Genomic DNA, 26,182 nt, shown 5'->3' on the forward strand with positions numbered 1-26,182 from the left:
CCACGGTGAATCCTTTCCCCACAAGGTTGTGCCTGACTTGATAATCGTGATCGACCGGCAGCCCCTCTGCCGGTCGTTTTTTTATGAGCGACAATCAGCGCGCTGAATACTTCTCCAAAGGTCGGCGACACAGGACTAGGGTGGTGAGATAACAATAAACAGGATCACCCACATGACCGCCATGACTCCGTGTCCGGACCGTCCAGGATTGCTGCCTCGTCTGTCCTCGACACATCTGCCGCGGCGGTCCCTGAGCGAGCCGCTGCTGGCTTCCGAGGCGCGGGTCAAACTGCTCTGCGCGCCGGCGGGCAGCGGCAAGAGTGCGTTGTTCGCCGAGTGCTTCCTGCAAGCGCCCAGCGACTGTCGGCTGCATTGGTTGCCCTTGGGGGGCGTGGCGTTAAGCGCGGTGCAAATGTGCGAGCGCCTGGCGCAGACCCTCGGGCTGCCGGTGCTGGACGAAACGGGGTTGTTGGCCCACCTGGCGCGTTTGCAAACCCCCACCTGGTTATTCCTGGACGACTATTGCCGGGTGCCGAACCCCGAGCTGGACCAACTGCTCGACCGTTTGTTGAACACCAGCAGCCCGGCATTGCACCTGTGGTTGAATGGCCGCCGCCGCCCCCACTGCAACTGGCCGCGACTGTTGCTCGATGACGAACTGCACGAGTTTGATCCGCAGGCGTTGTTCTTCACCCCTGATGATGTCCAGCCACTGCTTCGTCATCTGCCCGGCCCCCAGGCTGCCCGCACGGCTCGCGAGGTGATTCAGCGCAATGGTGGCTGGTGTGCCGGTGTGCGCATCACCCTGCTCGAGCGCTGCGAATGGGCGCGCAGTCATGCGACACCGGGGCGGCCGGGGACCTTGCTCGACTACCTGGAGTACGAACTGTTCAGCACGCTGACTCCGGACCTGGCACAGGCCTGGCGCGTGCTGGCGCATCTGCCGCGGTTCAATGCCCGGCTGTGCGAGCACTTGTTCGGCGACACGGTGGGCGCCCAATGCCTGCCGTTGTTGCTGGAGCTGGGGTGTTTCATCGAGCCGTGGGAGCAGACCTCGGATTGGTTGCAAATCTTCCCGGCCCTGGCCCGGTTGGTGCGTGAAGAGCCCTGGTCCCAGGGGCGCTCCTGGCACCGCCGGGCCTGCCAGTGGTTTGCCGCCGAGCAGGACTGGCAAATGGCGTTCGAGCAAGCCATGTTGGCCGAGGAGTTCGAGACCGCGGTCAGTTTCTTGCAGCATTTGAATTTCGAGCACGTCTTGCAGCGCCGTAACGTGGTGTTGTTGCTGAGCTTGCACGATCAACAAGGCGAAGCGCTGACCCTTGATACGCCGCAGTCGGTGGGGTTGGTCACCGCTGCGCTGTTGTTCGCCGGACGCTTCGATGAGGCGTCGACATGCATCGAGCAACTGGCCAGGTTTCTGCCGCAGCCTTCGGCCTGTCGGCAGCGACAGGTGCTGGCCAGGTGGCTGGTCTTGCGCGGCTGGTTGCTGCACCTCTCGGGCGATGGCGAACCGGCGCGCGAACATTTCCTCCAGGCCCAGGCCAGCCTGGACCCCGAGGCCTGGTCCCAACGGGTGCTGTGCCTGGGTGGGCTGACGCAGCAGGCGCTGCTGGCTGGCGAACTGGCCTCGGCCCAATGGATCAACCGCCAGGCGTTATGCCTGGCGCGTGCGCAGGGTTCGCTGGTCTTTGAAGGATTGCTGGAACTGGACCACGCCCAGGTCCTGGAGCAACGCGGCGCGCCGCATCGGGCCGATCATTTGCTGGCCGCTGTCCAGGCACTGCTGGATAAACCGGGCCAGGACTTTTCTGCGCTGTTGGGACGGATTGCCTTGCGGCGCGGGCGCCTGGCGTTGCGCATGGGGTTTGAGGAACGGGCCGCCGAGCACTTTCAAACGGGCTTGGAAACGGGCCTGCACAGCCAGGACAAACAGGTGCTCTATGGCTTTCTCGGCAAGGCCTGCCTGGCTGCCAACCAGGGCGACTACGGCGAGGCCTTCATGCACCTGCGCGATGCCGAGCGGGTCATGCAGCAGCGCCACATTCCCGACACCGTTTACCGTGGCGTGTTGTTGCAAACCAGCTGCCAGTTCTGGTTGCAACAGGGGCGGGCGGAACTGGCCCATGAAGCCTTGACCCGCGTCTTGCGGCATTTTCGCGGACCCCAGGCCAAGCACGCGCCTCCCGCGACCCTGGAACTGATTGCGCGACTTGAATACCTGCTGGTGCTGGCCGAAGTCTACTTGCAGCGGGCGCAGGCGCCACAGGCGCGCCTGCAGGCCATGATCGCCCAGGCGCAGCACGGTGAAATGCACAGCCTGGAAGCCGAACTGCACCTGGTGCTGACGGAGGTCGTCTGGTTGTCCGGCGATCGTGCCCAGGCCCGCGCACTGCTGCAAGAGGGGCTCAAGCGAGTCACGTGCTGGCGGGCCCAGCAAGCGTTGTGCGAACTGCGCTTGCGCCAGCCCGAACTGTTGCGCTGGGGCCAATCGGCAGAACAGGCCGAGTCGCCTGTCACCGCCGAGGACACCTTGCTCAGTCATCGCGAGCTGGAGGTCCTGGAGCTGATTGCCCAAGGGCATTCAAACCAGCAGATTGCCGAACAGTTGTTCATCTCGTTGCACACGGTGAAAACCCATGCGCGTCGCATCCACAGCAAGTTGGGTGTGCAACGACGTACCCAGGCGGTGGCAAAAGCCAAGGGCATGGGGGTGATGGGGTAGCGGCAATGAGTGATTTGAAACCTAAGGAAGCTCTGAAAAAAACCGCATGTTAAGAAGTGAAAGGTCTGTAACCTGCTAGGTTACTGGGCTTTATCTTTTGGAGGGGAGCTTTTTTCGGCCATCCTTAGTGAAGGCGTAATTCATGTTTCAAGTTGGACTATGGGCTTTTTATTTGGTTCTATAATAGAAGGATTGCCTAAAGCTAACTTGAAGGATTTTGGGTTGAAGTTGGTGTGCAAAACATTGTTTAGGGTTGGGTTGTAAGCGTTGGCTAGGATAATAGCTGCTCTCGCCTTGCTCTTTTTTGTATAGGAGGTTGTTATAGGTCTAAGTTAGTTTTTGATGCGTTTGGAGATGCAACTGTCAATGTCGGTGATTTTGTCAATGCCACAGCTTGAAGTGTTTTTTATTGTTGATAGGCACTTTTCGCGCTCTTGAAAATTTGGGTTTTCTTCATATTTTATACAGGTGCTTATTTGTGGGATGATTATGCTCGCCTCTCCTTTTTTTGGAGTGTTGTTGGATGGGTTGTATTTTTTGCTGAATTCAGTGCATATTTTTTTTGTTGTGATTTCTTGGCCGCACAAGTTGATAATGCATTGATCTTGTTGAGATTTTAAGTTAATGCAGTCGTTTCGGGCTTCGGTTGTTTTGGCTTTGTCATGTTCGGATTTTGTTTGTTTATCTTTGGCCAATTGTTCGTTCTCTTTTTTTTGAATCTCTCCCTGAACAATTGCTTCCCCTATGCTGTTCCATTCTCTGGACTCTGGTTTCGTGCCGATCTCGCTAGGGTTAAGTTTATTGAGTTTGGTGAAGCTCGGTTGAGGTGTCTCTTCAGAGGTTGCGGCGTCTAGCTTTTCAAACTTACGTTCTAAAGCTGCTGAGCGGTCAGCATCGCTCTGTTCCACTTCTTTGAAATGTTCGGCTAAGCTTTTTTTCTGTGCGGATTTCGCAGTGGTCTCTTCGGAGTTTTCATCTGCTTCCTTGATTTGATCTGCTAAAGAAACTTTAGTGGCGGGTTGCTTTAGTTCTTTTGTTGATTCATTTGTTGCGCACCAAGCGTATGTGACACCTTTACAGAACCAATAGCCTCTGCGGTTCTGTTTGCAGTCTGGGGCCTGTTTTTCAGTGGCGATTTTCACACATCCGTATGAGCTTATGGCGTTCTCGATGGCGCTTTGGCTAGGGTATGCGGCATTCCTTCTCGCTAAGTTGAGATCTTTTTCTCCAACTATCTGAGCCTCTCCATACACAGGGGTTGCGGCGCTGGCTATCTGAACGTGTGTGGTCAGCACGATAGCCGCTAAAAGTGAAGTGGAATATTTATGCATCAACATAGTTGCTACATCTCGGATATTAGTTGAGTGGTCCGTTCATAATACTTTCCTGTCTTGCCGTATTTTGCGAGGTATTTCTTAAGGTAGATCATTGCTTTTTTTGACTCGCCAGACATTTTCAGTGATTTGGCATAGTAATAGTAAAAGTCCTCGGGCAGATCCTGTTGACGGCGCTCAAGCATGGAAAAATACAGGAGTGACTCTTTGTATGAGTTGTTTTCGATTAGATTGGCAATTTTCTTCAAGATGATTTGTTGTGCGGTTTCATCATCAAGGTCGGCATATGGATCGCTGTCGATAAAAGAAAAATAACCATCGGTATAATTCAGCGCCTCGCCTACGGTAGAGGGCGGTAGTTCCCTTTTGGAAGAGATTTGTAAAACGCAATTATCACTCTTGGGGATTTCGTCAGAAGAGAAGTAAAAATCAAGGTAGTATTCATTCCATCTTTCGTTGGCATTATTTAGCATGGGTAGTACTGATTGTTGTACGTTTGAGATGTGCAGTAAGGTTGTATTTTCTTTGAGGCGCTGCAGGTGGTCGCAGCTAATAATAAAGCCTCTGGGGTCTGTGGATGAGCTTTCTATTGTGTGGCGATACACATTATATTTATCGCGAAAAACTTCTAGCTGTATTTCCTTGTTGACTTTAATTGCCAAGGAGGGGGGGAGGTCTTTGATTGACGTGTCTAGAGGGAGCTCTTGGCCAAGTGCGCTTAGTGAAAATAGTAGCGTTGATGTCAGAAATATTTTATTCATGGGTTCCTTTTGGCTATGTTTTAATCTTTGCTATTAGTGTTGTTTGATTTATTGATTTTGTGCAGTTGACGCTGTATGGGTGAATCCTACTCCGCTCTTCATAGTTACGCCAATTTTTAAGTGGAACAAAAAATCCTTTAGAAAACTCTGAAGAAGGCGTCCTGCATTTGGCAGAATAGCCTGACGCCACCCGCCGAGTTTTCCGATGAGCCAGACCCAGCGATGGAAGAGGCGCTGTACGAGACCACGATTCTGCGTCAGTTCGCTAGGCTGATCAATGCGCACAACTCGACCAACAGTAGTTTTTGATCGACTCACCATTTTTTAAATCGGCGGAGGCTGAAGGCAGCCAGAATACATGGCTACTTCAGACCATCCCTAACGCACGCTTACACTTGCCTTTTTTACAGTCGGGCGCTGGTCTGTGTATAACGGCCTGACTGAAGTTCAACTCTCAAGTTGCCGCTTCAGTTGACCGGATGCCATGTTGTTGCATCGCGCACCCCCCATAACGGCTTGAACAGGAAGTTCGAGCCCATGAAATGACAAGGATGTCTTATGAATACCCCGTTGTTTTCTTCTCACTCCGAAAGACTGCTAGCACTGAAAAACACGCGCGTGGATTTTGCCGTGCAGGTGCTATTGGATCATTACCTGGAGCCATTGGACGTCAACCCATTCACGGCCTATGTGAACACGTTGATGGACTTCCCCAAACTCGAAACAGGAATTTCTCGAACGTTATTCGAGGAAACGCTGGCCTGGGTTGAAAAGCAAAGTCTGCCAACCTATACACAAGGAATCAGTAATGTGTTCAGCAGGCGTTATTCCTTTGCTGCCGAAGATCGGCTAAAGACCCTGGACTTGATCGCCTTTGAAAAAATCGTCATAGACATCGTTGCAAGTTTGACGGAAAAACCTGCAATCGATTTATCCCCGCGCCCCCTCAGGCCATTGACCGCCGAGGATGTTCATGGGGCTTTGAAAGTTCATGCACCCAACATCTATCCAGAGGGCGTGTATGTGACCAGTTTTATTGACCATGGCCTCGGCAGGCGCATGGTGTTGTCTTCCGAGAGGCTGGTTGAGTATCTACTGGGTCATTTCAAGAACGATGTGATTCCCTTCCATTCGAAGGGCAGCCAGCAAGGCATTTATACCGTCGGCTTCAGCGGCGAAGAGCGCCACCTCCATCCGCAACTGATCATCCCGCATCTCAATGATCTAGTGATCAGGATTGTCCCGGATTTCCTGGGCTGATCCTGGACCCGCCTCATACCCCATCCGCCAACTCACGGCCCGGGTCGCCGCCAACAGTCGTTGCGCCGCCGGGCCGTTTTCGTCGGCGTGGAACAGCGAGGTCGGGCCGACGACGGTCATCACAGCCTTTACTTCGCCGACCGCATTGAAGACCGGGGCGGACAAGGCGTCCACGCCCGGCATCAGCAAACCGTGCACATGGTGCAGGCCACGGCGGCGAATCTGCTCGCACAGGGTGGCATAGGCGCGATCATCGGCCAGGGCGTGGTGCTCGGTGTCTCGCACTTCCTGCTCGCGCAGGCCGATCGTCTCGCGCGCTGGCAGATAGGCGCTGAACACCAGCCCCGTGGACGAGCTGAGCAGCGGCAACACCGAGCCCAGTTGCGTCACCACGGTCACGGCCCGCACGGCGGGTTCGATACGCACCACGGTCGCGCCATGGTTGCCCCACACCGCCAGGAAGCAGGTTTCGTTCAAGTCATCGCGCAACTCGGCCAGGGGCAGGGCGGCCACTTGCAGCACGTCCATGCCGTTCAACGCGGCCAGGCCCACGCGCAGGGCCTCGCGGCCCAGGCCGTAGTGGTTGGTGGCGGTGTTCTGCTCGGCGAACCCGCTGGCGATCAAGGCCTGCAAGTAGCGATGGACCTTGCTCGCCGGCATCTGCACGTGCTCGGCCAGGCGCGACAGGGACGTGGAGGGGGAGAGTTCGGCCAGGGCCTTGAGAATGTCGGTGCCGACTTCGGCCGAGCGGACTTTCTGTTTACCGTTGCTGAGCGGGGTTTCCATGGAGGCGCAGGGTCCAGAGGCGAATGGGCGTCTTTATAGCTTGACGGTCGCCGTCGAGCAAATTACGTTATGCGTAATTGAATTACGATAAAAATAACCCGGTGCGCCTCAACCACTCCATTGAGTGACAGGCCGCAGTCCCAGGAGGCTCCATGAACCTCGATTCCACCATGTCGGACCTGGCTTACCAGTCAGGCTTGGGCAACGAATTTGCCAGCGAAGCCTTGCCCGGCGCCTTGCCCATCGGCCAGAACTCCCCGCAGAAAGCCCCGTACGGTCTCTACGCCGAGTTGTTTTCTGGCACGGCGTTCACCATGGCCCGTAGCGAAGCGCGGCGTACCTGGATGTATCGCATCCGGCCGTCGGCCAATCACCCGGCCTTCACCAGGCTCGAACGGCAATTGGCGGGTGGCCCGCTGGGTGAGGTCACGCCCAATCGCCTGCGCTGGAACCCGCTGGACATTCCCGCCGAGCCCACCGATTTCCTCGACGGGCTGGTGTGCATGGCGGCCAATGCCGGCGCGGACAAGCCAGCCGGCGTCAGCCTTTATCACTACCGGGCCAACCGCTCCATGGAGCGGGTGTTTTTCAATGCCGACGGTGAGTGGTTGATCGTGCCGCAACTGGGACGGCTGCGGATCGCCACCGAACTGGGCGTACTGGAACTGGCGCCGCTGGAAATCGCCGTGCTGCCCCGGGGCCTGAAATTTCGCGTTGAACTGCTCGACCCGCAGGCCCGGGGTTACCTCGCCGAAAACCATGGCGCGCCGCTGCGCCTGCCGGACCTGGGGCCCATCGGCAGCAACGGCCTGGCGAACCCGCGGGACTTCCTGACGCCGGTCGCCCGTTACGAGAACCTCGCGCAACCGACCACCCTGGTGCAGAAATTCCTCGGTGAACTGTGGGGTTGCGAGCTGGATCATTCGCCTCTTGACGTGGTGGCCTGGCACGGCAACAACGTGCCGTACAAGTATGACCTGCGCCGTTTCAACACGATTGGCACGGTCAGCTTCGATCACCCGGATCCGTCGATTTTCACCGTGCTGACCTCGCCCACCAGCGTCCACGGCTTGGCCAACCTCGATTTCGTGATTTTCCCGCCCCGTTGGATGGTGGCGGAAAACACCTTCCGTCCGCCGTGGTTCCACCGCAACCTGATGAACGAATTCATGGGCCTGATCCAGGGCGCCTACGATGCCAAGGCCGAAGGTTTCCTGCCGGGCGGTACGTCCTTGCACAGTTGCATGAGCGCCCATGGCCCGGACGGCGAGACCTGCACCAAGGCGATCAACGCTGATCTTCAGCCGGCGAAAATCGACAACACCATGGCCTTCATGTTCGAGACCAGCCAGGTCTTGCGCCCAAGCCGTTTCGCCCTGGACTGCCCGCAACTGCAAACCGACTACGATGCTTGTTGGGCCTCGCTGCCTGTCACGTTCGACCCGACCCGGAGATAACCATGACTCAAAGTTCCCCTGACCGTAGCTGGGTCGCCAGTGCCAACGGCCACGCCGACTTCCCGTTGCAGAACCTGCCATTGGGTGTCTTCAGCGTCGATGGCGGTGCCTTGCGCTGCGGCGTGGCGATTGGCGAGCGGATTTTCGATCTGCAGGTGGCGCTGCAAGCGGGCTTGTTTGATGGCGCGGCGCAACAAGCCGTCGAAGCCATGGCCGGCGGCCAGTTGAATGGTTTTTTCGACCTGGGCCGCAGCGCCCGGGTTGCCCTGCGTGAACGACTGCTGGAACTGTTGCGCGAAGACAGTCCGTTGCGCGGCAAGGTCGAAGCGCTGGAGGCGAAGCTGCTGCTCCTCGCCGCCGACTGCCAGATGCACCTGCCGGCCAGGATCAACGATTACACCGATTTCTACGTGGGTATCGAACACGCGCAGAATGTCGGCAAGCTGTTTCGCCCCGACAATCCATTGCTGCCCAACTACAAATACGTGCCCATCGGTTACCACGGTCGCGCTTCGACCATTCGCCCGTCCGGCACCGACGTGCGCCGTCCCAGGGGCCAGACCCTGCCGGCGGGCCAGACCGAACCGACCTTCGGCCCGTGTGCGCGGCTGGACTATGAGCTGGAGCTGGGCATCTGGATCGGCAAGGGCAATGCGCTGGGCGAACCGATCCCCATTGGCGATGCCGCCGAGCACATTGGCGGGTTCTGCCTGCTCAACGACTGGTCGGCCCGGGATATCCAGGCCTGGGAATACCAGCCCCTGGGGCCGTTTCTGTCGAAGAGTTTCCTGACCAGCATTTCGCCATGGGTGGTCACGGCCGAGGCCCTGGAACCGTTCCGCCGCCCGCAACCGGCCCGTCCGGAAGGCGATCCGCAACCGCTGCCGTATCTGCTGGACACGCGGGACCAGGCCGGCGGTGCCTTCGACATCGAACTGGAAGTCCTGTTGCTGACCGAGGCCATGGTCGAGCAGAACCTGCCGGCCCAGCGCCTGACCCTGAGCAACACCCGGTACATGTACTGGACCGTGGCGCAAATGGTCGCGCACCACAGCGTCAACGGCTGCCAGTTGCAGGCCGGCGACCTGTTTGGCTCGGGCACCTTGTCGGGGCCTGAAAACCATCAATTCGGCAGCCTGCTGGAAATCACCGAGGGCGGTAAGAAACCGATCGAACTGGCGTCTGGCGAAGTGCGCCGATTCCTCGAGGACGGTGACGAAATCATCTTGCGGGCCCGTTGCCGCCGCGAGGGTTTCGCCTCCATCGGTTTCGGCGAGTGCCGGGGCAAGATCCTGCCGGCGCGTTGAGGGGGGGAGTGCATGGAACTCTATACCTACTACCGCTCCACCTCGTCCTATCGGGTGCGCATTGCGTTGGCGCTCAAGGGCCTGGATTACCAGGCCTTGCCCGTCAACCTGATCGCTGCCCCTGGGGGCGAGCATCGCCAGCCGGCCTACCTGGCGATCAACCCCCAGGGCCGGGTGCCGGCGCTGCGTACCGATGAGGGCGCGTTGCTGGTGCAATCGCCGGCCATCATCGAATACCTGGAGGAGCGTTATCCCCAGGTGCCGCTGCTCAGCGCCGACCTGGCGGTGCGCGCCCACGAGCGTGGGGTCGCCGCATTGATCGGTTGCGACATTCATCCCCTGCACAACGTCAGCGTGCTCAACCAGCTGCGGCAGTGGGGCCACGATGAAGCGCAGGTGACAGAGTGGATCGGGCATTGGATCAGCCAGGGCCTGGCGGCGGTGGAGCAGTTGATTGGCGACGACGGCTACTGCTTCGGCGCGCTGCCGGGGTTGGCGGATGTGTTCTTGATCCCGCAGTTGTATGCGGCCGAGCGGTTCAATGTTTCCTTGCAGGGGTATCCACGGATCCGTCGCGTGGCGGCATTGGCGGCTGTGCATCCAGCGTTCCAACAGGCGCATCCGGCGAAGCAGCCGGATACCCCCTGAGGGCTTACACGGGTCTGACGACCAGGTGATCTTATGGCGAGGGAGCTTGCTCCCGCTGGGACGCGAAGCGGCCCCAAGCTTTTTGGCGGTTGCTGCGCAACCGAGCGGGAGCAAGCTCCCTCGCCACAGGGCTGTCATCGCTCCGGAACAAAGTCCACCGGCTCAATGCACCACCGAATTCGGCGGCAAATGCCCCAGCCGCTCAGTCAGTCGGATTCGCTGGATCGGATCGTCGCTGAGCATCAGGGCATGCTCCAGGTCGAAGCGTTCGGCGTTGGGGCAATCGAGTCGCTGATACAGGCTGGCGCGGGCCAGGTAATCGGCGGCGCTGGCGTTGCCCAGTTCCAGCACCCGTTCGGCGTCGATCAGGGCCGCGATGTAATCGTCGTTCGCCAGATGCAGTTGGCGCAGGTTGCGCGACAGGCGCTGCAGCATCTGCATCGGCTCGGCGTTGACCAGGTGTTCCGCCTTGAGCAGCATGTTCGCGCCGTATTGGCGCTGTAGCAGTTCCCGGCAGTCATTGGGGTACAACCGGCGCCCACCGCACGGATCGAGCAGGTGATCGGCGCCGGGCACCTTCAACAGGAAATGCCCGGGGAAATTGACACCGACCATCGGAATTTCCAGGCCACGGGCCAGTTCCAGGGCAATCAACCCGAGGGCCAGGGGCTGCCCGCGCTTGCGGGCCAGGACTTGGTCCAGCAACGCCGCGCGTGGTCGCAGGGGAGTGAAGTCGTCTTGGGCGAAACCCAGGTCATTGAGCCGTCGCAACAAGGGCTGGCCCAGCTCGCTGACAGGCAGCATCGGCAGGCCATGGCTGACCCGCTGTTGCAGCTCCTTGAAATCCTTCAGCAAGGCCGGGACGTCGACGTCGCGATCATGTTCGGCAGCGATCCACAACGCCGCTTCGAACAGCGCCGGTGGTGAGCGGTGCAGACAGTCAAAAAAGGCTTGGCGCGGTTTCATCGAACTCTCCGGGCTATGCTCCCGTTTTAGCCCTGCCATGGATTTTCGTCCAGTCTCGAACAGCCGCTGTCACAGGTTATGCCGAAAAAGACTGACCGCCCTGGCGACTTATTCCGGCGTGCTCCAGCAATTTTCGACTGCACGCCTATACTGGCGAAACAAACAAAAGTGATTCGGGAGCCTTACGATGTTTGCTCTCATGCAAAGCTCCCGCCTTGAATCGCTGCACCTAAGCGTAGACCCGACGACCGGGTTGAAGGCGGTGATTGCTATTCATTGCAGCCGTCCCGGGCCAGCCCTGGGGGGCTGTCGTTATCTTGCCTACCCCGACGACGAAAGTGCCGTGGCAGACGCCGTGCGCCTGGCTCAAGGCATGAGCTACAAGGCGGCGCTGGCCGGCTTGCCCGTGGGCGGCGGGGTTGCGGTGATCATGCGTCCGGCCCATGTCGAGAGTCGGGCGGCGCTGTTCGAAGCCTTTGGTCGTTGCATCGAGCAATTGGACGGACGCTACATCACGGCCATCGACAGCGGCACATCGGTGGCCGACATGGATTGCATCGCCCAGCAGACCCGCCATGTCACCAGCACCACGGCCTCGGGAGACCCCGCGCCCCACGCGGCAATGGGCGTTTTTGCCGGCATTCGTGCCACCGCCATGGCCCGCCTGGGCAGCGATAACCTCGAAAGCCTGCGGGTGGCGATCCAGGGCCTGGGCAATGTCGGTTATGCCCTGGCCGAACAACTGCACGCGGCGGGTGCCGAACTGCTGGTCAGCGACATTGACCCTGGCAAGGTGCAACTGGCCATGGAGCAACTGGGCGCCCATCCGATCGCCAACGACGCCCTGCTCAGCACCCCCTGCGACATCCTCGCCCCCTGCGGCCTGGGTGGGGTGCTCAACAGCCACAGCGTGGCGCAACTGCGCTGCTCGGCCGTTGCCGGCTCGGCCCACAATCAGTTGAGCAGCCTGCAGGTGGCCGACCAGTTGGAAAGGCGCGGGATTCTTTATGCGCCGGACTACGTGATCAACTCCGGCGGGTTGATCTATGTCGCGCTGAAGCATCGCGGCGAAGAACTGTCGACGATCACCGCACATTTGTCGAAGATCGGCGCCCGGCTCACGGAAGTCTTCGCCCACGCCCAGGCGGAGAAGCGCTCACCGGCGCGGGTGGCCGATGAGTTGGCAGAGCGCCTGCTGTACCGCTGAAAATCAAAAGGAAGCAATGGGTAGCAGTGAAGCAGCCTAGCTGTGGGAGCAAGGCTTGCCCGCGATGCAGACGCCGCGATTGTTCAGGCTAACCGAGTCATCGTTCATCGCGAGCAAGCTTTGCTCCCACAGCTGCAATTACCTCAGCAGGTACACCGGAAAGCATTCACACAAATGCATCACCCGGCGTCGGGTGTTATCCAGGCGTGCGGCGTTGTCCGGTTGTTCCAGCAGGTCGGCGATCAGATTCGCCACTTCGGCACATTCCGCTTCACCAAAGCCACGAGTGGTCAGCGCTGGGGTGCCGATGCGAATGCCACTGGTGACCGCCGGTTTTTGCGGATCATTGGGGATCGCGTTTTTGTTCAGGGTGATGTGGGCGCTTTCCAGCAACGCCTCGGCGTCTTTGCCGGTGATGTTCATCGAGCGCAGATCGAGCAGGAACATGTGGCAGTCGGTACCGCCGGACACCACCCGCAACCCGCGCCGGGTCAGCACATCGGCCATGACCCGGGCGTTGTCGATCACCCGCTGCTGGTAATGCTTGAACCCGTCGCCCAGGGCTTCGTTGAAGGCCACGGCCTTGGCGGCAATGACATGCATCAGCGGGCCGCCCTGGTACACCGGGAAAATTGTCTTGTCGAGCAGGGCGGCGTATTGCGCCTTGGCCAGGATCAAGCCGCCGCGGGGGCCGCGCAGGGTTTTGTGGGTGGTGGAGGTGATGAAGTCGGCGATGCCCACCGGCGAGGGGTACACGCCGGCAGCGATCAACCCGGCGTAGTGCGCCATGTCCACCATCAGGTAGGCGCCGACTTCATCGCAGATCTTGCGAAAGCGCTGGAAGTCGAGGGTCCGCGAATAGGCCGAGGCCCCGGCGATGATCATTTTCGGCCGGTGTTCCCGGGCCAGGGCTTCCATTTCTTCGTAGTCGAGGGTTTCGGTTTCCGTGTCCAGGCCATAGGAAAAGGCCCGGTAGAGCTTGCCGGAAAAATTGACCGAGGCGCCGTGGGTCAGGTGGCCGCCGTGGGCCAGGGACATGCCCAGGATCGTGTCGCCGGGTTCAAGTACCGCCAGGAAAACCGCCTGGTTGGCCTGGGAGCCGGAGTGCGGCTGCACATTGACGTATTCGCAGTTGAACAACTTGCGAGCGCGTTCGATGGCCAGGTTCTCGATCTCATCGACGACCTTGCAGCCGCCGTAGTAACGCTTGCCCGGATAGCCTTCGGCGTACTTGTTGGTGAGCACGGAGCCCTGGGCCTGGAGCACTTCTTCGCTGACGTAGTTTTCCGAAGCGATCAGCTCCAGGTGGGTTTCCTGGCGATTGCGCTCGCGGTCGATCAGGCGGGCAATGGCGGGATCGAAATTTTGCAGGCTCATGGTGTGGATTCCTTAGATAAGCGCTTCGGCCGGTGGCGCAGTCACGTGATGTGGCAACACCCGTGGCTGGCTTTTGGACGAATCGGATAGAAAAATGGAGGTGTCTTTCAAACCGCTGCCGGTGATCAGGATCACGGCGGTTTGCGGTGTGTCGGGGTGCGTTTCTGCGTACTTGAGCAGGCCGGCGAAGGCGCTGGCGGCGCCGGCTTCCGGAAACACACCGGTGCTGGCGGCCAATCGGGAAGCGGCGGCGACAATGCTCGGGTCGCTGACGCAAATGAACTCGCCGTCGCTGGCGGTCACCGCGCGCATGGCCTTGAGACGATCACGCGGCAGCGCCACGTTGATGCTGCTGGCCAGGCTGGTGGGCGGCAGGCGTTCGGTTTGCTGCATCGAGCGGTCGTGGCGCCAGGCGCGGTACATGAAGTTGCTGTGCTCGGCCTGCACGCCGATCAGGCGTGGGATACGTTCGATCCAGCCCAATTGCAGCAAGTCGAAAAAGCCTTTGTAGACCGAGCCCAGGATGCAGCCGTTGCCGACGGGCACGAACACCAGGTCCGGCACCTGCCAGTTGAGTTGTTCGCACATCTCGAAGGCGACGGTCTTCTTGCCTTCGCTCATGTACGAGTTGATCCCGGTGGTGCGGTTGTACCAGCCATGTTTTTCGCAAGCGTTGAGGCATTGTTCGAAAGCTTCGTCGTATTGCCCGTCGACCAGCACGATCTCCGCGCCGTAGCCTTGCATCTGCGCGAGCTTTTCGCGGGGTGCGCTCTTGGGCAGGTAAATGACGTTGTGCAAGCCCAGGCTGGCGCTCATTCCGGCCAATGCCGAAGCGGCATTGCCGGTGCTGGCCACCGCCACGGTGCGTGCACCGGACTGCATGGCGTGGGCCACGGCCAGGGCGCTGGCGCGATCCTTCAATGACCCGGTCGGTTGCCGCGATTCGTCTTTTACGAAGACTTTGATCCGGGCACCTTTGCCGAGCAGTTCCGGGCGCGAGTACAGCGGCGTATTGCCCACCAGTAACGGTGGAATGAACTGCGTCGAGCTCAACGGCATCAAGCGGTCATAGCGCCACATGCCACGGGCGTGGTCATGGGCCAGGCTGTCCCGGGACCATTCGCGCTTGAGCGTCGGGTAATCGTAAAGCGCGTCCAGGGCACCGTCGATGTTGCAATGAGGGCAGTAGTAGCTGACCTCATGGGGCTGGTAGCTTCGATCGCAAACCAGGCACTGCAATACATACTCTCTGTACGAATTTTTCATGGTCACCCTCTGAAAGTACGCTGTGCTGGTGCTTTCCTTGCCAACGTCGATCCGGCTCACCGGACCGACGGGCACTCTGCTGACAGAAGGTGTTTCAGATCACCATGATGGCGTCGATGGCAACCAGGGTATTGCGGGCCAGCGCGCTGGCGCCGGCGGTGGTGCGGGCCGGATAGGGCTTGGTGAAGTACTCTTCCATGACGCGGTTGAGGGTCGGGAACTCACTCAAGTCAGTGATGAACGCCGTGACCTTGACCACGTTCGCCAGGGTGCCGCCCGCCGCTTCGGCCATTTGCACCAGGTTGTCGAGGGTCTGGCGCAGTTGGCCTTCGAAATCCTTGGCCAGTACTTCGTTGTTCAGCGCCGAGACCGGGGTCTGTGCCGACAGGTAGATGGTCTGCCCGTGGCTGACCTTGATGCCCTGGGAGTAGGTGCCCAGTGGCAGTGGCGCCTTGTCGGTGAAAATGACGTTCTCTTCGCCCAGGAAAGGTTTGGTGGCGGACTGGATTTGAGCGGTGGTTTGCATGGTGACGTTCCTTGTTAAGTGGATGGGTTAGTGCAAATCGGCAACCTGCTTGACGGCCAGGCTGGAAAATTCCTCGTCGCGGCAGCGGGCCGGGGAAAAGTGCTGGTAGTTGAGTTGCAGTGCCGCCAGGTCGGCCGGCATGGCGATGCCCAGCGCCGCATGACTGCACAGGCGTGCAATGGCGGGCGCGGCCTGGATGCCGTAGCCACCAAGGGCGGCGAGCCAGATAAAGCGCTCTTGCTGCGGGTCCTGGCCAAGCACCGGCGAGCGGTCGGCGACGAAGGTGCGCAGCCCCGCCCATTTATTGATGATCGAGCGGGGGCGCAGGCGCGTGGTGTTCTGCAGGCGATCCATGGTGATGGCCAGGTCAAGCTCTTCCGGCAATGCATCGCAGGGCAACGACGGGCTTTCATCGCAGGGGGAGACGATCAGGCGCCCGGCTTCAGGCTTGATGAAAATGTCCTCGTCCACCGTGCCCAGGTAGGGCGTGTGGTGCACGTCGCACTGCGGGTCGACCGCCAGCACGGTGCGCCGCAACGGCCGGACACCGACCTTGGGCACGCCGCAGCGCTCAGCGATTTCATCGGCCCAGGCCCCCGCGGCGTTGACCACGATGGCGGCTTGCAGGGACTGGCCGTCCCGGGTGTGCAAGCGCCAGTGCCCGTCACGATATTCGCCACGCAGCACTTCGGTCTCGCGCTTGACCACGCCACCACGGGCACGCAGGCCACTCAGGTAAGCCCCATGAATGCCATGCACATCCAGGTCGAAGGCGCTGGGCTCGTAGATCCCTGCGCTCCAGGCACCTTCGGCGAGGTAGGGGACCAGCTCTTGCACGTGCTTGTCGTCGAGCAGCTCGGCCGTGGGCACTTGCTCCAGCACGGCGTTGAAACGCGCTTTGAGTTTGTCCACCCGTGCCGCCTGGGCCACGATCAGTGCGCCCCGCGGCGCCCATAGCGGATGCTCGGCCAAACCCTCGGGCGGGTTCTCGAAAAAGCGTCGGGACGCACAGGTCAGCGAACGGATCTGCTGGTTGCCGTAGCTTTCCATCGAGATCGCGGCCGACCGCCCCGTGGTGTGATAAGCCAGTTGCTGTTCCTGTTCGAGCAGGCAGACGCTGCCATGGCCCGCCAGTTCATAAGCGGCTGAGACGCCGGCGATGCCGCCACCGACCACGATGAAGTCGTAACGAGCGATCATGGTCGGCTGCCCTCGGCGATAGCGGCGGCTTTGCTTTCCCGGGTGTAGGTCAGCACGAAGTGCGCCACGAGACCAAAGATCAGCCCCCAGAACGCGGCGGCCAGGCCGAGGAAGCTCATGCCCGAGGCCGTCACCAGGAAGGTGATCAGCGCAGCTTCCCGCTGCTTCTCATCGGCCATGGCCCCGGTCAGCCCGGCACTGATCGCGCCAAACAAGGCGAGGCCGGCGAGGGAGGCGATCAATTCCTTTGGCAGTGCGGAAAACACCGAGGCCAGGGTCGCGCCGAAGGTGCCCATCAGGATGTAGAACACTCCGCAGGCAATCCCGGCGATGTAGCGTTTGTCGCGGTCCTCGTGGGCTTCTCGACCGGTGCAGATCGCTGCGGTAATGGCCGCCAGGTTAAGGCCGTGGGACCCGAACGGGGCCATCAGGGCCGAGCCGATCGCGGTGACCGAAATGATCGAGCGCGCTGGCGTGTTGTAGCCCGAGGTGCGCAATACAGCCATGCCGGGCACGTACTGGCCGGTCAAGGTCACCAGCGCCAGTGGCAGGCCGATGTTGATGATCGCGTGCCAGTTCCATTGCGGTGCGATGAAGACCGGATGGGCCACGGCGATGGTGATCGAGTTGCTGTTGAGTTCACCGAACGAGGCAGCCACCGCGCAGCCGATGATCAGCACCGACAGAATGGCGTAGCGTGGTGAAAAACGCTTGAAGACCAGGTAGGCCGCGATCATCGCCAGCACCATCGCCGGTTGCAGCTTGATCGACGTGAACAGCTCGGCACCGAAGCGGAACAGGATGCCGGCGAGCATGGCGGCGGCAATGGCCTTGGGCAGGCGGCTCATCAGTTTGTCGAATGCCCCGGACAAACCGACCACGGCGATGATCACCGACGCCACCACATAGGCACCGATGGCCTGGGGCAGGGTCACGGTGGGCAGCATCGATACCAGCAATGCCGCCCCCGGTGTCGACCACGCGGTGATGACGGGGACACGCAGGCGCCAGCTCAGGAGCAGGCCGGTAATTCCGCTGCCGATGGAAATGGCCCAGATCCACGAAGACACCACGTCATCGGGCAGGTGGGCTTCCTTGGCTGCCTGGAACACGATGATGAGCGGGCCGGCGTAGGAAATGATCACGGCGATGAAACCCGCGATGATCGCTGACAGGGATAGATCCTTTCTGAATGTGTCCATGATGTCTCGACTTGGCGCGGCAGGAGCCCGCAGTGGATGATTGAGTCGATTGCTTCGATTCGAGATCAGTGTATTTGAATGAATTGAGTTGATTCAATAGGTGGCGGGATTGTTACGAGATATTTTTCTGCCATGGCGGGGTTTTTTTAGTGATTTTTGTGGTTAATTATTTGATTTATATTGATATTATTTGCTGTAAAAATTTCTTCATGTCCCATTGATTAACGATTCAATAATCGTATCAATCGACTCAATTCGGCGGGTGTGTCGAATTATTAGTTGCCTAACCTCCATGTGATATGCTCGGATATTCATCATTTCTACGATGGGCAGTGATCATTCATGTGGGTTCCCCAGCTAAGCGAGTTCAGCCAGCCGATGTATTTGTCGATTGCCGATGCGTTGGCGCGCGATATCAACAACGGCGTGCTGAACGAGGGTGATCGCTTGCCGACCTTGCGGGAGCTGGCGACTACCTTGAATGTCACGCCGGGCACCATCAGCCGGGCCTATAGCGAAGCCCATCGGCGTCGGCTGGTGCAGGGGGAAGTGGGGCGTGGCACTTATGTGCTCAACCAGAAGCAGCTGGAACTGCCGGCCAGCAACAGCGCCGCTGCGCCGTTGAACCTGGGGCAATCCGAACTGCTTGATCTTTCGATCATCAAGCCCTACAGCGAGACCCTGGAGTACTGGTTGCGCGGCGCGCTGGTGGGCATGGCCAAAAGTACCGATTTCGCGCGCGCGCTGGATTACGCGCCGGACGGCGGTCACCCGGCGCATCGTGAGGCGGGGGCTCAATGGTTGCGTCATTCATTGCCCGACGCGCAATGGCAGCAAGTGGTGATTACCGCCGGGGCCCAGCATGGCTTGATGGTTGCGATGAGCGCCCTGACCAACGCCGGTGACCTGGTGCTCTGCGAGGCGCTGTGCTATCCCGGCATCATTTCCCTGGCCCACGGCCTCGAGCGTCGCCTGCGTGGCGTGCCGATGGATGACGAAGGCATCATCCCCGAAGCCTTGCGCGAACTGTGCCTGCGAGAGAAGCCGGCGATGCTGGTGTGCGTGGCGACCTGCCAGAACCCGACGGCGGCGATCATGTCGCAGAAACGTCGGGCCCAGATTGCCGCGCTGGCCGAGGAATTCGATTTCATCATCCTGGACGATGACATCTATGGCTTCCTGGCTACCGATCCGTCGATCAAGCCGTTGTCGGCCTTTGCGCCGGATCGTTCGGTGTACCTGACCAGCCTGTCGAAATCGGTCATGCCGGCGCTTCGCATCGGTTACATCTACAGCCCGCCGAAATTGCTGTCGCGCCTGACTTCGATGGTCCGCAGCAGTGTCTGGATGCCGTCGCCGTTGACGGCGCAGCTGGCCAGCAATGTGATTACCGAAGGCCTGGACAAGAAACTGATCCGCATCCAGCGCAACGAGGCGGCGGGGCGGCAAGCGATCGCCCGGGAAATTTTTGCCAATTTCGAGCTCAAGACCCAGCCGTACTCCTATCACGTCTGGTTGACACTGCCCGAGCCATGGACCAGCGACGAGTTCACCATGCTTGCCCGGGCCAACGGTGTATTGGTGCTCAGCGGCACCCAGTTCCAGGCTGAGCGTTCAGGTACCACCCGGTGCGTGCGGTTGGTGTTGATGTCGCCCACCAGTCAGGACGAACTGCGCTTCGCCTTGACGAAGCTGGCGAGCCTGATCGATTCGGATCCGCGTCGTTATTACTAAAAAGATCGCAGCCTTCGGCAGCTCCTACACGGTTGTTCCATGTGGGAGCTGCCGAAGGCTGCGATCTTTTTGGGTTACTCGTCCGACGGGTTGAGCAGTTCGGACAAGGCGTCCGGCTGGCTCTTGAAAGCCTTGGCGAACACATCCCGATTCTTCGCCATGTAGATCCCGGCTTCTTCGACCTGTTGCTCGCTCAGCGATGGAACGGCTTTTTGCAACACTTCGGCCAGCAATTCGGCGAGCTCCAGCATTTTGTCATGACGGTCAGCTTCGGCTTTATCCATGAACAAGCGCTCCAGATCTCGGCTGCTGCGGTATACCACTTCGACGGCCATTCACCACCTCACATGCCTTCACATTGGTTTGTCTTTGCGACTACTGTATTTATATACAGGCAAAAGAATAAGCGAATCCTGTTGCTTTGGATAGTGGCTTTTTAATGTAGACCGATTTCGGCATGTGAGAGCGAAGCGTGTGTGAGCAAAGCTTGTGTGGGAGCAAAGCTTGCTCGCGACAAGGCCGAATGAAGCGCCCAAAAGTGCCGGATACCAGCCTATCGCCATCTCACCCTCAGTCGCTGGCCTTTTTTCTGCATGCAGAACAACCGTCACGTCCAATCCGCATCATCCGGTCGAGCCGACCTAAGGAAACTACATCGTGAAAATAAACTGGGCCGAGAACCTGCGCCAGAACGTCCATCAACTGGCCGAGTCCCTGGGAAACCTGTTCGTCGAGACCTTCCACTACCTGGCGCTGTTCGCCATCGGTGCGGTCACCGCGTGGGCGGCGGTGATGGAGTTCTTGCAGATGCTCGAGGCGGGGCACATCAAGATCGACGACATCCTGCTGCTGTTCATCTACCTGGAATTGGGGGCGATGGTCGGGATCTACTTCAAGACCAACCATATGCCGGTACGGTTTCTGATCTACGTGGCGATCACCGCGCTGACGCGGTTGCTGATTTCCAACGTTTCCCACCACAGCCCGCCCGACCTGGGGATCATCTACCTGTGCGGTGGCATCCTGCTGCTGGCGTTTTCGATCCTGGTGGTGCGCTACGCTTCGTCGCAGTTCCCTTCGGTGAAGATCGAGCACCCGCACCGCAAGGTCGGCGCGGGCTCCAGCGAACATGCCGAAGTGGAGAAGGGTGAGATTTAAAGGCCGGCGGCAGAAGGTGCCGCCCCCTGTGCATGCGGTGGTGGCAGCTTGATGTTGTCGCCGCCGGTCATGGCTTCGAGGATGGCCACGGCACTGTGGCCCTGCTCGATGGCGATGCCGAACTGAATGCTTTGCACCAGGCGCTTGAGCCGCTCCGGGTCGTTGCGTTGCTGGGCGCTGATCATGCGTTTGGCGACGATGCGCCCGCTCTTGGACAGGGTCAGCATGATGCTGCCATCCAGGCCCTGGATACTCAGGTTGATTTGATAGTGCGGCGCAAAAGCGTCGGTAATGATCTGAAAAGGGTTGTCCATGATGCGTCACCGCCTGATTGAACGTGCAGTTGTTGACCGGCCGTGATCGGGATTAGTTCGCAACACTGGACCATCGGCCATTCCATGATCGTGTTCATCTCGAATTTTCCAGGGCTGGGCAGGCTTCAAACCGAAAGTCGCAGTCTGCGGCAGCGCCTACAGGGAGTTAGCAAGTGGCATGCCGGAAAAACCGTCGGACAATGATCCCGGCGCCCAAGCGCCGAACGGTCTGGAATGCGGCTGCCCGTTTCGGGGCAATAACGGGCGGATGTTCGTTGACGGTGCAGCAGGGGAGGCGATTTGCGGCGGGTGGGCAGGGCGGGGCAACTCCCGACCTTAACAGTGCCTTTGCCCGTTGTCCGGCTTTATTTGCAAATGGATATTTATATTTTCCCAGGGGTTGAATTGTTCTTCCGCCAGCCCGACTCTGTATTCAAGGGGCCGTTGCATTCACGTCGATGGCCCCCGGCGAGCTAGCTGAAATAAGGGATGAACTATGCAAATCCAAGTCAACAGCGATAACCATATTCAAAGCAGCATCCGACTGGAGGAGTGGGTACGTACTACCATCGAAAGCACGCTCGAACGTTATGAAGAAGACCTGACACGGGTCGAGGTTCATTTGCGGGACGAGAACGGCGACAAGCCCGGTCCCCATGACCTGCGTTGCCAGCTTGAAGCGCGGCCTAAAGGCCACCAGCCGATTTCCGTGACGCACAAGGCCGATACGCTGGAACTGGCGATCGAGGGGGCGGCCACCAAGCTTGAAAACGCCTTGGAGCACTTGTTCGGCAAACTGCGCGGCAAGCGCGCTGCCATTGCGACACCGACCGAATCCGTTGCCTTGGCCGATGCGCTATTGGAAGAAGAATTCCTGGAGAACGAACGGGCCGCACTCAACGGCTGAGCCTGATCGCTTAAAGTCACCCACCGAACGGGCCTGCAATCGCAGGCCCGTCTTGTTTCAGCGGTTCACCGTAGCCCCGAATCAAAACGCCACGGACGTTTGCACATACAGCGTGCGCGGCTCCCCCACGTACTTGCCTCGGTTGTTGTCGTCGAACGAGCGGGTGAAATATTGGGTATTGAAGATGTTCTTCACGCCCACCGCCACGTTCAGGTCCGACAGTTGCGGGCCGAAATCATAGGCAGCGCGGCTGCTGAACAGCATGTAGCCGGGGATATTGCCGGTACTGCCGTCGGCGCTTTCAGCCCGGGTGTTGGCGTTGTCGGCAAACTGCGCGCTCTGATAGGTGCTGTCCAGGTTCAGCTTCCACGGCCCGTCCGTATAACCCACGCCCAGTGTGCCTTTGTGCTTCGAAGAGAATGGCACGCGGTTGCCTTTGTTCGGCCCGTCTTCACGAATGGTGGCATCGACGAAGGCATACGTGGCATACACGTCGAAACCGGCCAGTGCAGGGCTCAGGCCATCAAGGGCGTAATTGATGCTGGTTTCGATGCCTTGGTGGCGAGTCTCGCCGCGGGCAATCACTGAATCGTTGGTCTGGTTGCTTTCATACTGGTTGTCGAAGTTGATCAGGAATGCGCCGATCTCCGCCCGCAGGTTGCCATCGTCATAGCGTGTACCAAGCTCCCAGGTGCGGGCCTTTTCCGGTTTCACTTCACCGCTGCTGACACGGTTGGGCATCTGGCTGTACTGCACACTGCCGAACGAGCCTTCGGTATTGGCATACAGATTCCACTCATCGGTCAGGTGATACAGCACGTTCAATGCCGGCAAGGCCGTGTTGTAGTCGCCCTTGTACTTCACATTCGTCAGGTTGTTGGTCTGCTGGGATTCGATCATTTCGTAGCGAACACCCGGCGTGATGGTCCATTTCCCGATGTCGATCCGGTCATCGATGAAAAACGCATTGGCCTCGGTGCCCCCACGCGTATCACGGTCGTTGCGACTGGAGGTGGTCGGCAATTCGTTGCTGGCGATGGGCGTGCGATAACGCAGCTCATGGCCCGCCTCGTTGATGTAGCGATAGCCGACGCCGACCTCATGGCTGGTGGGGCCGAGGTCGAAGCCTTGGGCGAAACGGGTTTCCAGGCCGCGGACCCAATATTCGCGAGGCGACAGGGACAGGAAGGTGCCCTGGTCCAGGTAGCCGCTGCGCAAAGTCTTGGTGAAGAACGTGCTGGCGGTGAATTCCCGGCGGTCCTGTTGGTAGCGGTAGCCGAAATTGACCAGGGTGCGACGGCCCCAGAAACGGTCGTTCGGGCGTGTGGATTGATACGGGTTGGCATCGTAGTCGGCCACATTCAGGCCGCCGGGCATATCGGCCTCGCCTTCGTAATATTGGGCCATGGCATTGAAACTGTTGGCCTCGTCCAACTGGTAGTTACCCTTGAGGATCAGGTCATCGATTTGTGTGTCGCTGTGTTCGCGCCAGTCGCCGCCGCGGGTGCCGGAATACAGCAGGGCACCGCCCAAGCCGTTGTCGGCGGTGCCGCCCGCCAGCAGATTGGAGGACGTTTTGAAACCGTCATGGCTGGAGGATGGGTTCGTCTCGGTCTGGAAGCCCCCCTTTACCGTGGGTGCATCGGGAATCGCCCGCGTCACGAAGTTGACCACGCCGCCGACGTTTTGCGGGCCGTAGCGCACTGCGCCGCCGCCGCGCACGACATCCACCGCGTCCATGTTGCCCATGCTGACCGGCGCGAACGATAGTTGCGGTTGGCCGTAAGGTGCGAAAGGCACCGGGATGCCGTCCATCAGCACCGTGGAGCGTGAGGCCAGGCGTGGGTTGAGCCCGCGAATACCAAAGTTCAGCGCCATGTCATGGCTACCGGTGCCGTTGTTTTCCGGTGCGTTGACGCCGGGAATGCGATTGAGCACATCCCGCGCCTGCGTCGCACCTTGGCGTTCGAACGCTTCACGGCGGATGACGTCACGGGCGCCGGGGTGTTCGAAGACATTGGCTTGCGCGGCGTCGCCGAGCCAGTCGCCGACCACGGTGGTGGTGCCGATGTCCAGCGCGGTGGTGGTGGCCGGTTGCAGGCTGAAGGCGTTATCTCCCTCGGGCCGGGCTTGCAGGCCTGTGCCTTCGAGCAGCGCGCTCAGCCCTTGCTCCGGGCTGTAGCTGCCTTCCAGGCCGCGACTCTGCAGGCCAGCGGTTGTCTGTGAGCCGAAGGAAATCAACACCCCGGCCTCGCGTCCGAACTGATTGAGGGCGTTTTCCAGTGACGACGGCGCGATGTGATAGGCCTTGGCATCGGCAGCCTGTACGCAAGGCAGTGCGACGAAACTCAAGCTGGCCCCCAGGAGCCATTGACGCATGGTACGGGCGAGCGGGGTGAGACGGGTAGGTTGCTGCGGCATGGATGAGGATCCCGAGAAGGTTGTATCGAAGTGGCTTTCCTTCTCTGTCACCCGAGGCGGGGAAAACGGCTCACGGTTGCGTGTTTTTTTTCCAGCAGGACGGTCATGGTTCAAGCACGAGCCTCGACCGAGACCCAATAGCGGGTAAAGCGGCGTACTTTGACCGGCAGGCTGACCTCCAGCAGATCGAGGATTCGTTCGCTGTTGTCCAGTGGATAAGTTCCGGAGATCAGAAGGTTGGCGACCGCCTCGTCGCAGTGCAATTGGCCGCGGCGGTACCGGCCGAGCTCGTCGAGAAAGTCCGCCAGGCGCATGTGCGCGGCTATCAGCATGCCTTCCGTCCAGGCGCCGCTGTTGGCATCCAGCGCCGTGGCGGGCCCGGCGCCGTTGATGCCAAGGCTCAGTTGCCGTGATGCACCCAGCAACGAAGACGGGCCGTGTCGGCTGTGAATGTCCACCTCGCCTTCAAACACCGCCACCTGGGTGTGTTCCGGATATTCGCGTACGTTGAACCGGGCGTTGCGGCTTTCCAGCCGGCCATGGGCGGTCAGTACGTGCAGGGGCCTGGGGTCCCGGGCCGCCGTCAACAACAGTTCACCCTCCAGCAGGCGGATCAAGCGGCGTTGAGCGTCGAAGCGAACGTCGACCGCGCTGCCGCTGTTGAGCTGCAACTGGCTGCCGTCATCCAGCATCAGGCGACGCCGTTCGCCCACCGGGCTGCGGAAATCGGCCATCAAGGGTGGCAGCCACTGGCGTTCACGCAGGCCCCAGGCCAACGTTGAGCCGGCCCCCAGTACCAGTAACGTTTTGAGCGCCCGCCGCCGCATGGCGGACTTCGGTGCATTGAGGGTCGCATGGGCTAACGCAGGGGATACGCTGCGTAGCCGTTGATTGACCCGTTGGATATGTTCCCAGGCGCGGCGATGCTCGCTATGAGCATCGAGCCATTGCTCCCAGGCTTGCTGTTGGCGGGTGTCGAGTGGGCCTTGCTGCATTTCCAGGAGCCAGTGCACGGCCTGCTCGGCGACTTGGGCGCTGACGTCAGGTGCGCCGTTGATCGACGGGGTCATAAGGCGAAGTAGCAGCGCATCGCTGCCTTGTTCAGATGGCGCTTGACCGTTGCCAGGGAAATCCCCAGTTCACGGGCGATTTCGTTGTAGGTCAGGCCATCGACCTGGGCCAGCAGAAACGCCTGCTTGACCGCTCGCGGCAACCCATCGAGCAGTTGGTCCAGTTCCGTCAGGGTTTGCAGGATGATTGCCCGTTCTTCCTCCGACGGCGTCACTTGCTCCGGCAGTTGGGCGAGGGTGTCGAGGTAGGCGCGCTCGAGGTCCTGGCGGCGGTAATGGTTGAACAGTACGCGCTTGGCAATGGTCGTAAGGAACGCGCGGGGTTCCAGGACAGGCTGCGGATTGCGCGTCGTCAGTACGCGCATGAAGGTGTCCTGCGCCAGGTCGGCGGCGCTGTCGGGGCACCCGAGTTTTCTTCGCAACCAGCTGTTGAGCCAACTGTGATGGGCGTTGTAGAGCACTTCGACGGTGTGTGCATGCGGCAACGAGGAACATCCCGACAGCGCTGAGCTGTGCTAGAGAACAAGAATTGTTCGCATTGTAGAGGCGCGGCAGTGGC

23 protein-coding genes are annotated in these 26,182 nt (G+C 59.9%); 9 read left to right on the forward strand and 14 right to left on the reverse strand.

All coding sequences use genetic code 11. The annotated features are described in order from the left end of the window. The first annotated feature begins 172 nt into the window (after positions 1–172). A complete protein-coding gene (locus AO356_RS16820) occupies positions 173–2,722 on the forward strand; it encodes a helix-turn-helix transcriptional regulator (protein WP_060740702.1) in 2,550 nt (849 codons plus the stop codon). A 332-nt stretch (positions 2,723–3,054) separates the two neighbouring features. On the opposite strand, the gene AO356_RS16825 is transcribed toward AO356_RS16820, so the two are convergent. Both AO356_RS16825 and AO356_RS16830 read right to left on the reverse strand, forming a co-directional pair. Continuing rightward, the gene (locus AO356_RS16825; RefSeq protein WP_060740703.1) at positions 3,055–4,059 is read right to left on the reverse strand and encodes a hypothetical protein; all 1,005 of its coding nucleotides are present in this window, start codon (positions 4,057–4,059) and stop codon (positions 3,055–3,057) included. Between the two features lie 5 nt (positions 4,060–4,064). Then, entirely contained in the window at positions 4,065–4,817 is a 753-nt protein-coding gene (locus tag AO356_RS16830) for a hypothetical protein (RefSeq protein ID WP_060740704.1), read from the reverse strand. Positions 4,818–5,375: 558 nt separating this feature from the next. On the opposite strand from AO356_RS16830, the gene AO356_RS16835 reads away from it, so the two are divergent. Further along, a complete protein-coding gene (locus AO356_RS16835; protein ID WP_060740705.1) occupies positions 5,376–6,077 on the forward strand; it encodes a hypothetical protein in 702 nt (233 codons plus the stop codon). Here AO356_RS16835 and AO356_RS16840 read toward each other — a convergent pair. Then, a complete protein-coding gene (locus tag AO356_RS16840) occupies positions 6,042–6,863 on the reverse strand; it encodes an IclR family transcriptional regulator (RefSeq protein ID WP_060740706.1) in 822 nt (273 codons plus the stop codon). The genes AO356_RS16835 and AO356_RS16840 overlap by 36 nt on opposite strands. Before the next feature lie 152 nt (positions 6,864–7,015). Between AO356_RS16840 and hmgA the strand changes: the two genes are divergently transcribed. From hmgA to maiA, 3 genes are read left to right on the forward strand one after another with little or no spacing between them, the layout of a single operon-like run. Continuing rightward, positions 7,016–8,320 (forward strand): homogentisate 1,2-dioxygenase, encoded by a 1,305-nt coding sequence (hmgA, locus tag AO356_RS16845; protein WP_060740707.1) that lies wholly within the window; start codon positions 7,016–7,018, stop codon positions 8,318–8,320. 2 nt (positions 8,321–8,322) lie between these two features. Next, a complete protein-coding gene (gene fahA, locus AO356_RS16850) occupies positions 8,323–9,627 on the forward strand; it encodes a fumarylacetoacetase (protein WP_060740708.1) in 1,305 nt (434 codons plus the stop codon). A 12-nt stretch (positions 9,628–9,639) separates the two neighbouring features. Further along, positions 9,640–10,275 carry a maleylacetoacetate isomerase gene (gene maiA, locus AO356_RS16855; RefSeq protein ID WP_060740709.1) on the forward strand — a complete coding sequence of 212 codons (636 nt, stop codon included), beginning with the start codon at positions 9,640–9,642 and terminating at the stop codon, positions 10,273–10,275. 162 nt (positions 10,276–10,437) lie between these two features. On the opposite strand, the gene AO356_RS16860 is transcribed toward maiA, so the two are convergent. Next, a complete protein-coding gene (locus tag AO356_RS16860; RefSeq protein WP_060740710.1) occupies positions 10,438–11,241 on the reverse strand; it encodes a SirB1 family protein in 804 nt (267 codons plus the stop codon). A 187-nt stretch (positions 11,242–11,428) separates the two neighbouring features. Here AO356_RS16860 and AO356_RS16865 point away from each other — a divergent pair, with 187 nt between their 5' ends. Further along, positions 11,429–12,448: a Glu/Leu/Phe/Val dehydrogenase family protein gene (locus AO356_RS16865; protein ID WP_060740711.1), complete on the forward strand. Its 1,020-nt coding sequence runs from the start codon at positions 11,429–11,431 to the stop codon at positions 12,446–12,448. A 138-nt stretch (positions 12,449–12,586) separates the two neighbouring features. On the opposite strand, the gene glyA is transcribed toward AO356_RS16865, so the two are convergent. From glyA to AO356_RS16890, 5 genes are all read right to left on the reverse strand, one after another. Beyond that, complete coding sequence (gene glyA / locus AO356_RS16870; RefSeq protein WP_060740712.1) at positions 12,587–13,825, reverse strand: serine hydroxymethyltransferase; 1,239 nt, start codon at positions 13,823–13,825, stop codon at positions 12,587–12,589. A gap of 12 nt (positions 13,826–13,837) precedes the next feature. Further along, positions 13,838–15,091 carry a threonine synthase gene (gene thrC / locus AO356_RS16875; protein ID WP_060740713.1) on the reverse strand — a complete coding sequence of 418 codons (1,254 nt, stop codon included), beginning with the start codon at positions 15,089–15,091 and terminating at the stop codon, positions 13,838–13,840. Positions 15,092–15,185: 94 nt separating this feature from the next. Beyond that, on the reverse strand, positions 15,186–15,617 hold the full coding sequence (locus AO356_RS16880) for a Rid family detoxifying hydrolase (RefSeq protein WP_060740714.1): 432 nt from the start codon (positions 15,615–15,617) through the stop codon (positions 15,186–15,188). 27 nt (positions 15,618–15,644) lie between these two features. Continuing rightward, entirely contained in the window at positions 15,645–16,817 is a 1,173-nt protein-coding gene (locus AO356_RS16885; RefSeq protein WP_060740715.1) for an NAD(P)/FAD-dependent oxidoreductase, read from the reverse strand. Then, positions 16,814–18,019 carry a benzoate/H(+) symporter BenE family transporter gene (locus AO356_RS16890; RefSeq protein ID WP_060740716.1) on the reverse strand — a complete coding sequence of 402 codons (1,206 nt, stop codon included), beginning with the start codon at positions 18,017–18,019 and terminating at the stop codon, positions 16,814–16,816. Before AO356_RS16890 ends, AO356_RS16885 begins: the two co-directional genes overlap by 4 nt. 342 nt (positions 18,020–18,361) lie before the next feature. Here AO356_RS16890 and AO356_RS16895 point away from each other — a divergent pair, with 342 nt between their 5' ends. Next, positions 18,362–19,753, forward strand: a complete 1,392-nt coding sequence (locus tag AO356_RS16895; RefSeq protein ID WP_060740717.1) for a PLP-dependent aminotransferase family protein — start codon at positions 18,362–18,364, stop codon at positions 19,751–19,753. 74 nt (positions 19,754–19,827) lie between these two features. On the opposite strand, the gene AO356_RS16900 is transcribed toward AO356_RS16895, so the two are convergent. Then, positions 19,828–20,088 carry a YebG family protein gene (locus AO356_RS16900; RefSeq protein ID WP_003205410.1) on the reverse strand — a complete coding sequence of 87 codons (261 nt, stop codon included), beginning with the start codon at positions 20,086–20,088 and terminating at the stop codon, positions 19,828–19,830. A gap of 322 nt (positions 20,089–20,410) precedes the next feature. Between AO356_RS16900 and AO356_RS16905 the strand changes: the two genes are divergently transcribed. Further along, entirely contained in the window at positions 20,411–20,911 is a 501-nt protein-coding gene (locus AO356_RS16905) for a phosphate-starvation-inducible protein PsiE (RefSeq protein ID WP_053125067.1), read from the forward strand. On the opposite strand, the gene AO356_RS16910 is transcribed toward AO356_RS16905, so the two are convergent. Further along, positions 20,908–21,225, reverse strand: a complete 318-nt coding sequence (locus tag AO356_RS16910) for a DUF3509 domain-containing protein (RefSeq protein ID WP_060740718.1) — start codon at positions 21,223–21,225, stop codon at positions 20,908–20,910. The two genes, AO356_RS16905 and AO356_RS16910, sit on opposite strands and share 4 nt — an antisense overlap. A 496-nt stretch (positions 21,226–21,721) precedes the next feature. On the opposite strand from AO356_RS16910, the gene AO356_RS16915 reads away from it, so the two are divergent. Continuing rightward, on the forward strand, positions 21,722–22,132 hold the full coding sequence (locus AO356_RS16915; protein ID WP_060740719.1) for an HPF/RaiA family ribosome-associated protein: 411 nt from the start codon (positions 21,722–21,724) through the stop codon (positions 22,130–22,132). Positions 22,133–22,213: 81 nt separating this feature from the next. Here the strand turns inward: AO356_RS16915 and fecA are convergent, their stop codons facing one another. The 3 genes from fecA to AO356_RS16930 all read right to left on the reverse strand — a co-directional run bounded on the left by fecA (position 22,214) and on the right by AO356_RS16930 (position 26,108). After that, positions 22,214–24,553, reverse strand: coding sequence for a TonB-dependent Fe(3+) dicitrate receptor FecA (gene fecA, locus AO356_RS16920; protein ID WP_060740720.1), 2,340 nt, complete (start codon positions 24,551–24,553; stop codon positions 22,214–22,216). Between the two features lie 110 nt (positions 24,554–24,663). Then, positions 24,664–25,623 (reverse strand): FecR domain-containing protein, encoded by a 960-nt coding sequence (locus tag AO356_RS16925; RefSeq protein ID WP_060740721.1) that lies wholly within the window; start codon positions 25,621–25,623, stop codon positions 24,664–24,666. Beyond that, a complete protein-coding gene (locus tag AO356_RS16930; protein WP_060740722.1) occupies positions 25,620–26,108 on the reverse strand; it encodes a sigma-70 family RNA polymerase sigma factor in 489 nt (162 codons plus the stop codon). The genes AO356_RS16925 and AO356_RS16930 overlap by 4 nt, the downstream gene beginning before the upstream one ends. Positions 26,109–26,182: the final 74 nt, after the last annotated feature.

This window comes from Pseudomonas fluorescens, assembly GCF_001307275.1.
In the GTDB taxonomy this organism is placed as follows: Bacteria; Pseudomonadota; Gammaproteobacteria; order Pseudomonadales; family Pseudomonadaceae; genus Aquipseudomonas; species Aquipseudomonas fluorescens_AA.

Excerpts from the sequence above, each read along its gene's own strand:
- thrC (WP_060740713.1), bottom strand. The coding sequence starts at position 15,091 with ATGAAAAATTCGTACAGAGAGTATGTATTGCAGTGCCTGGTTTGCGAT.
- AO356_RS16860 (WP_060740710.1), bottom strand. The coding sequence starts at position 11,241 with ATGAAACCGCGCCAAGCCTTTTTTGACTGTCTGCACCGCTCACCACCG.
- AO356_RS16910 (WP_060740718.1), bottom strand. The coding sequence starts at position 21,225 with ATGGACAACCCTTTTCAGATCATTACCGACGCTTTTGCGCCGCACTAT.
- AO356_RS16915 (WP_060740719.1), top strand. The coding sequence starts at position 21,722 with ATGCAAATCCAAGTCAACAGCGATAACCATATTCAAAGCAGCATCCGA.
- maiA (WP_060740709.1), top strand. The coding sequence starts at position 9,640 with ATGGAACTCTATACCTACTACCGCTCCACCTCGTCCTATCGGGTGCGC.
- fahA (WP_060740708.1), top strand. The coding sequence starts at position 8,323 with ATGACTCAAAGTTCCCCTGACCGTAGCTGGGTCGCCAGTGCCAACGGC.
- AO356_RS16885 (WP_060740715.1), bottom strand. The coding sequence starts at position 16,817 with ATGATCGCTCGTTACGACTTCATCGTGGTCGGTGGCGGCATCGCCGGC.
- AO356_RS16890 (WP_060740716.1), bottom strand. The coding sequence starts at position 18,019 with ATGGACACATTCAGAAAGGATCTATCCCTGTCAGCGATCATCGCGGGT.
- glyA (WP_060740712.1), bottom strand. The coding sequence starts at position 13,825 with ATGAGCCTGCAAAATTTCGATCCCGCCATTGCCCGCCTGATCGACCGC.
- AO356_RS16825 (WP_060740703.1), bottom strand. The coding sequence starts at position 4,059 with ATGTTGATGCATAAATATTCCACTTCACTTTTAGCGGCTATCGTGCTG.
- fecA (WP_060740720.1), bottom strand. The coding sequence starts at position 24,553 with ATGCCGCAGCAACCTACCCGTCTCACCCCGCTCGCCCGTACCATGCGT.
- AO356_RS16900 (WP_003205410.1), bottom strand. The coding sequence starts at position 20,088 with ATGGCCGTCGAAGTGGTATACCGCAGCAGCCGAGATCTGGAGCGCTTG.
- AO356_RS16895 (WP_060740717.1), top strand. The coding sequence starts at position 18,362 with ATGTGGGTTCCCCAGCTAAGCGAGTTCAGCCAGCCGATGTATTTGTCG.
- AO356_RS16865 (WP_060740711.1), top strand. The coding sequence starts at position 11,429 with ATGTTTGCTCTCATGCAAAGCTCCCGCCTTGAATCGCTGCACCTAAGC.
- AO356_RS16925 (WP_060740721.1), bottom strand. The coding sequence starts at position 25,623 with ATGACCCCGTCGATCAACGGCGCACCTGACGTCAGCGCCCAAGTCGCC.
- AO356_RS16840 (WP_060740706.1), bottom strand. The coding sequence starts at position 6,863 with ATGGAAACCCCGCTCAGCAACGGTAAACAGAAAGTCCGCTCGGCCGAA.
- AO356_RS16880 (WP_060740714.1), bottom strand. The coding sequence starts at position 15,617 with ATGCAAACCACCGCTCAAATCCAGTCCGCCACCAAACCTTTCCTGGGC.
- AO356_RS16820 (WP_060740702.1), top strand. The coding sequence starts at position 173 with ATGACCGCCATGACTCCGTGTCCGGACCGTCCAGGATTGCTGCCTCGT.
- AO356_RS16835 (WP_060740705.1), top strand. The coding sequence starts at position 5,376 with ATGAATACCCCGTTGTTTTCTTCTCACTCCGAAAGACTGCTAGCACTG.
- AO356_RS16830 (WP_060740704.1), bottom strand. The coding sequence starts at position 4,817 with ATGAATAAAATATTTCTGACATCAACGCTACTATTTTCACTAAGCGCA.
- hmgA (WP_060740707.1), top strand. The coding sequence starts at position 7,016 with ATGAACCTCGATTCCACCATGTCGGACCTGGCTTACCAGTCAGGCTTG.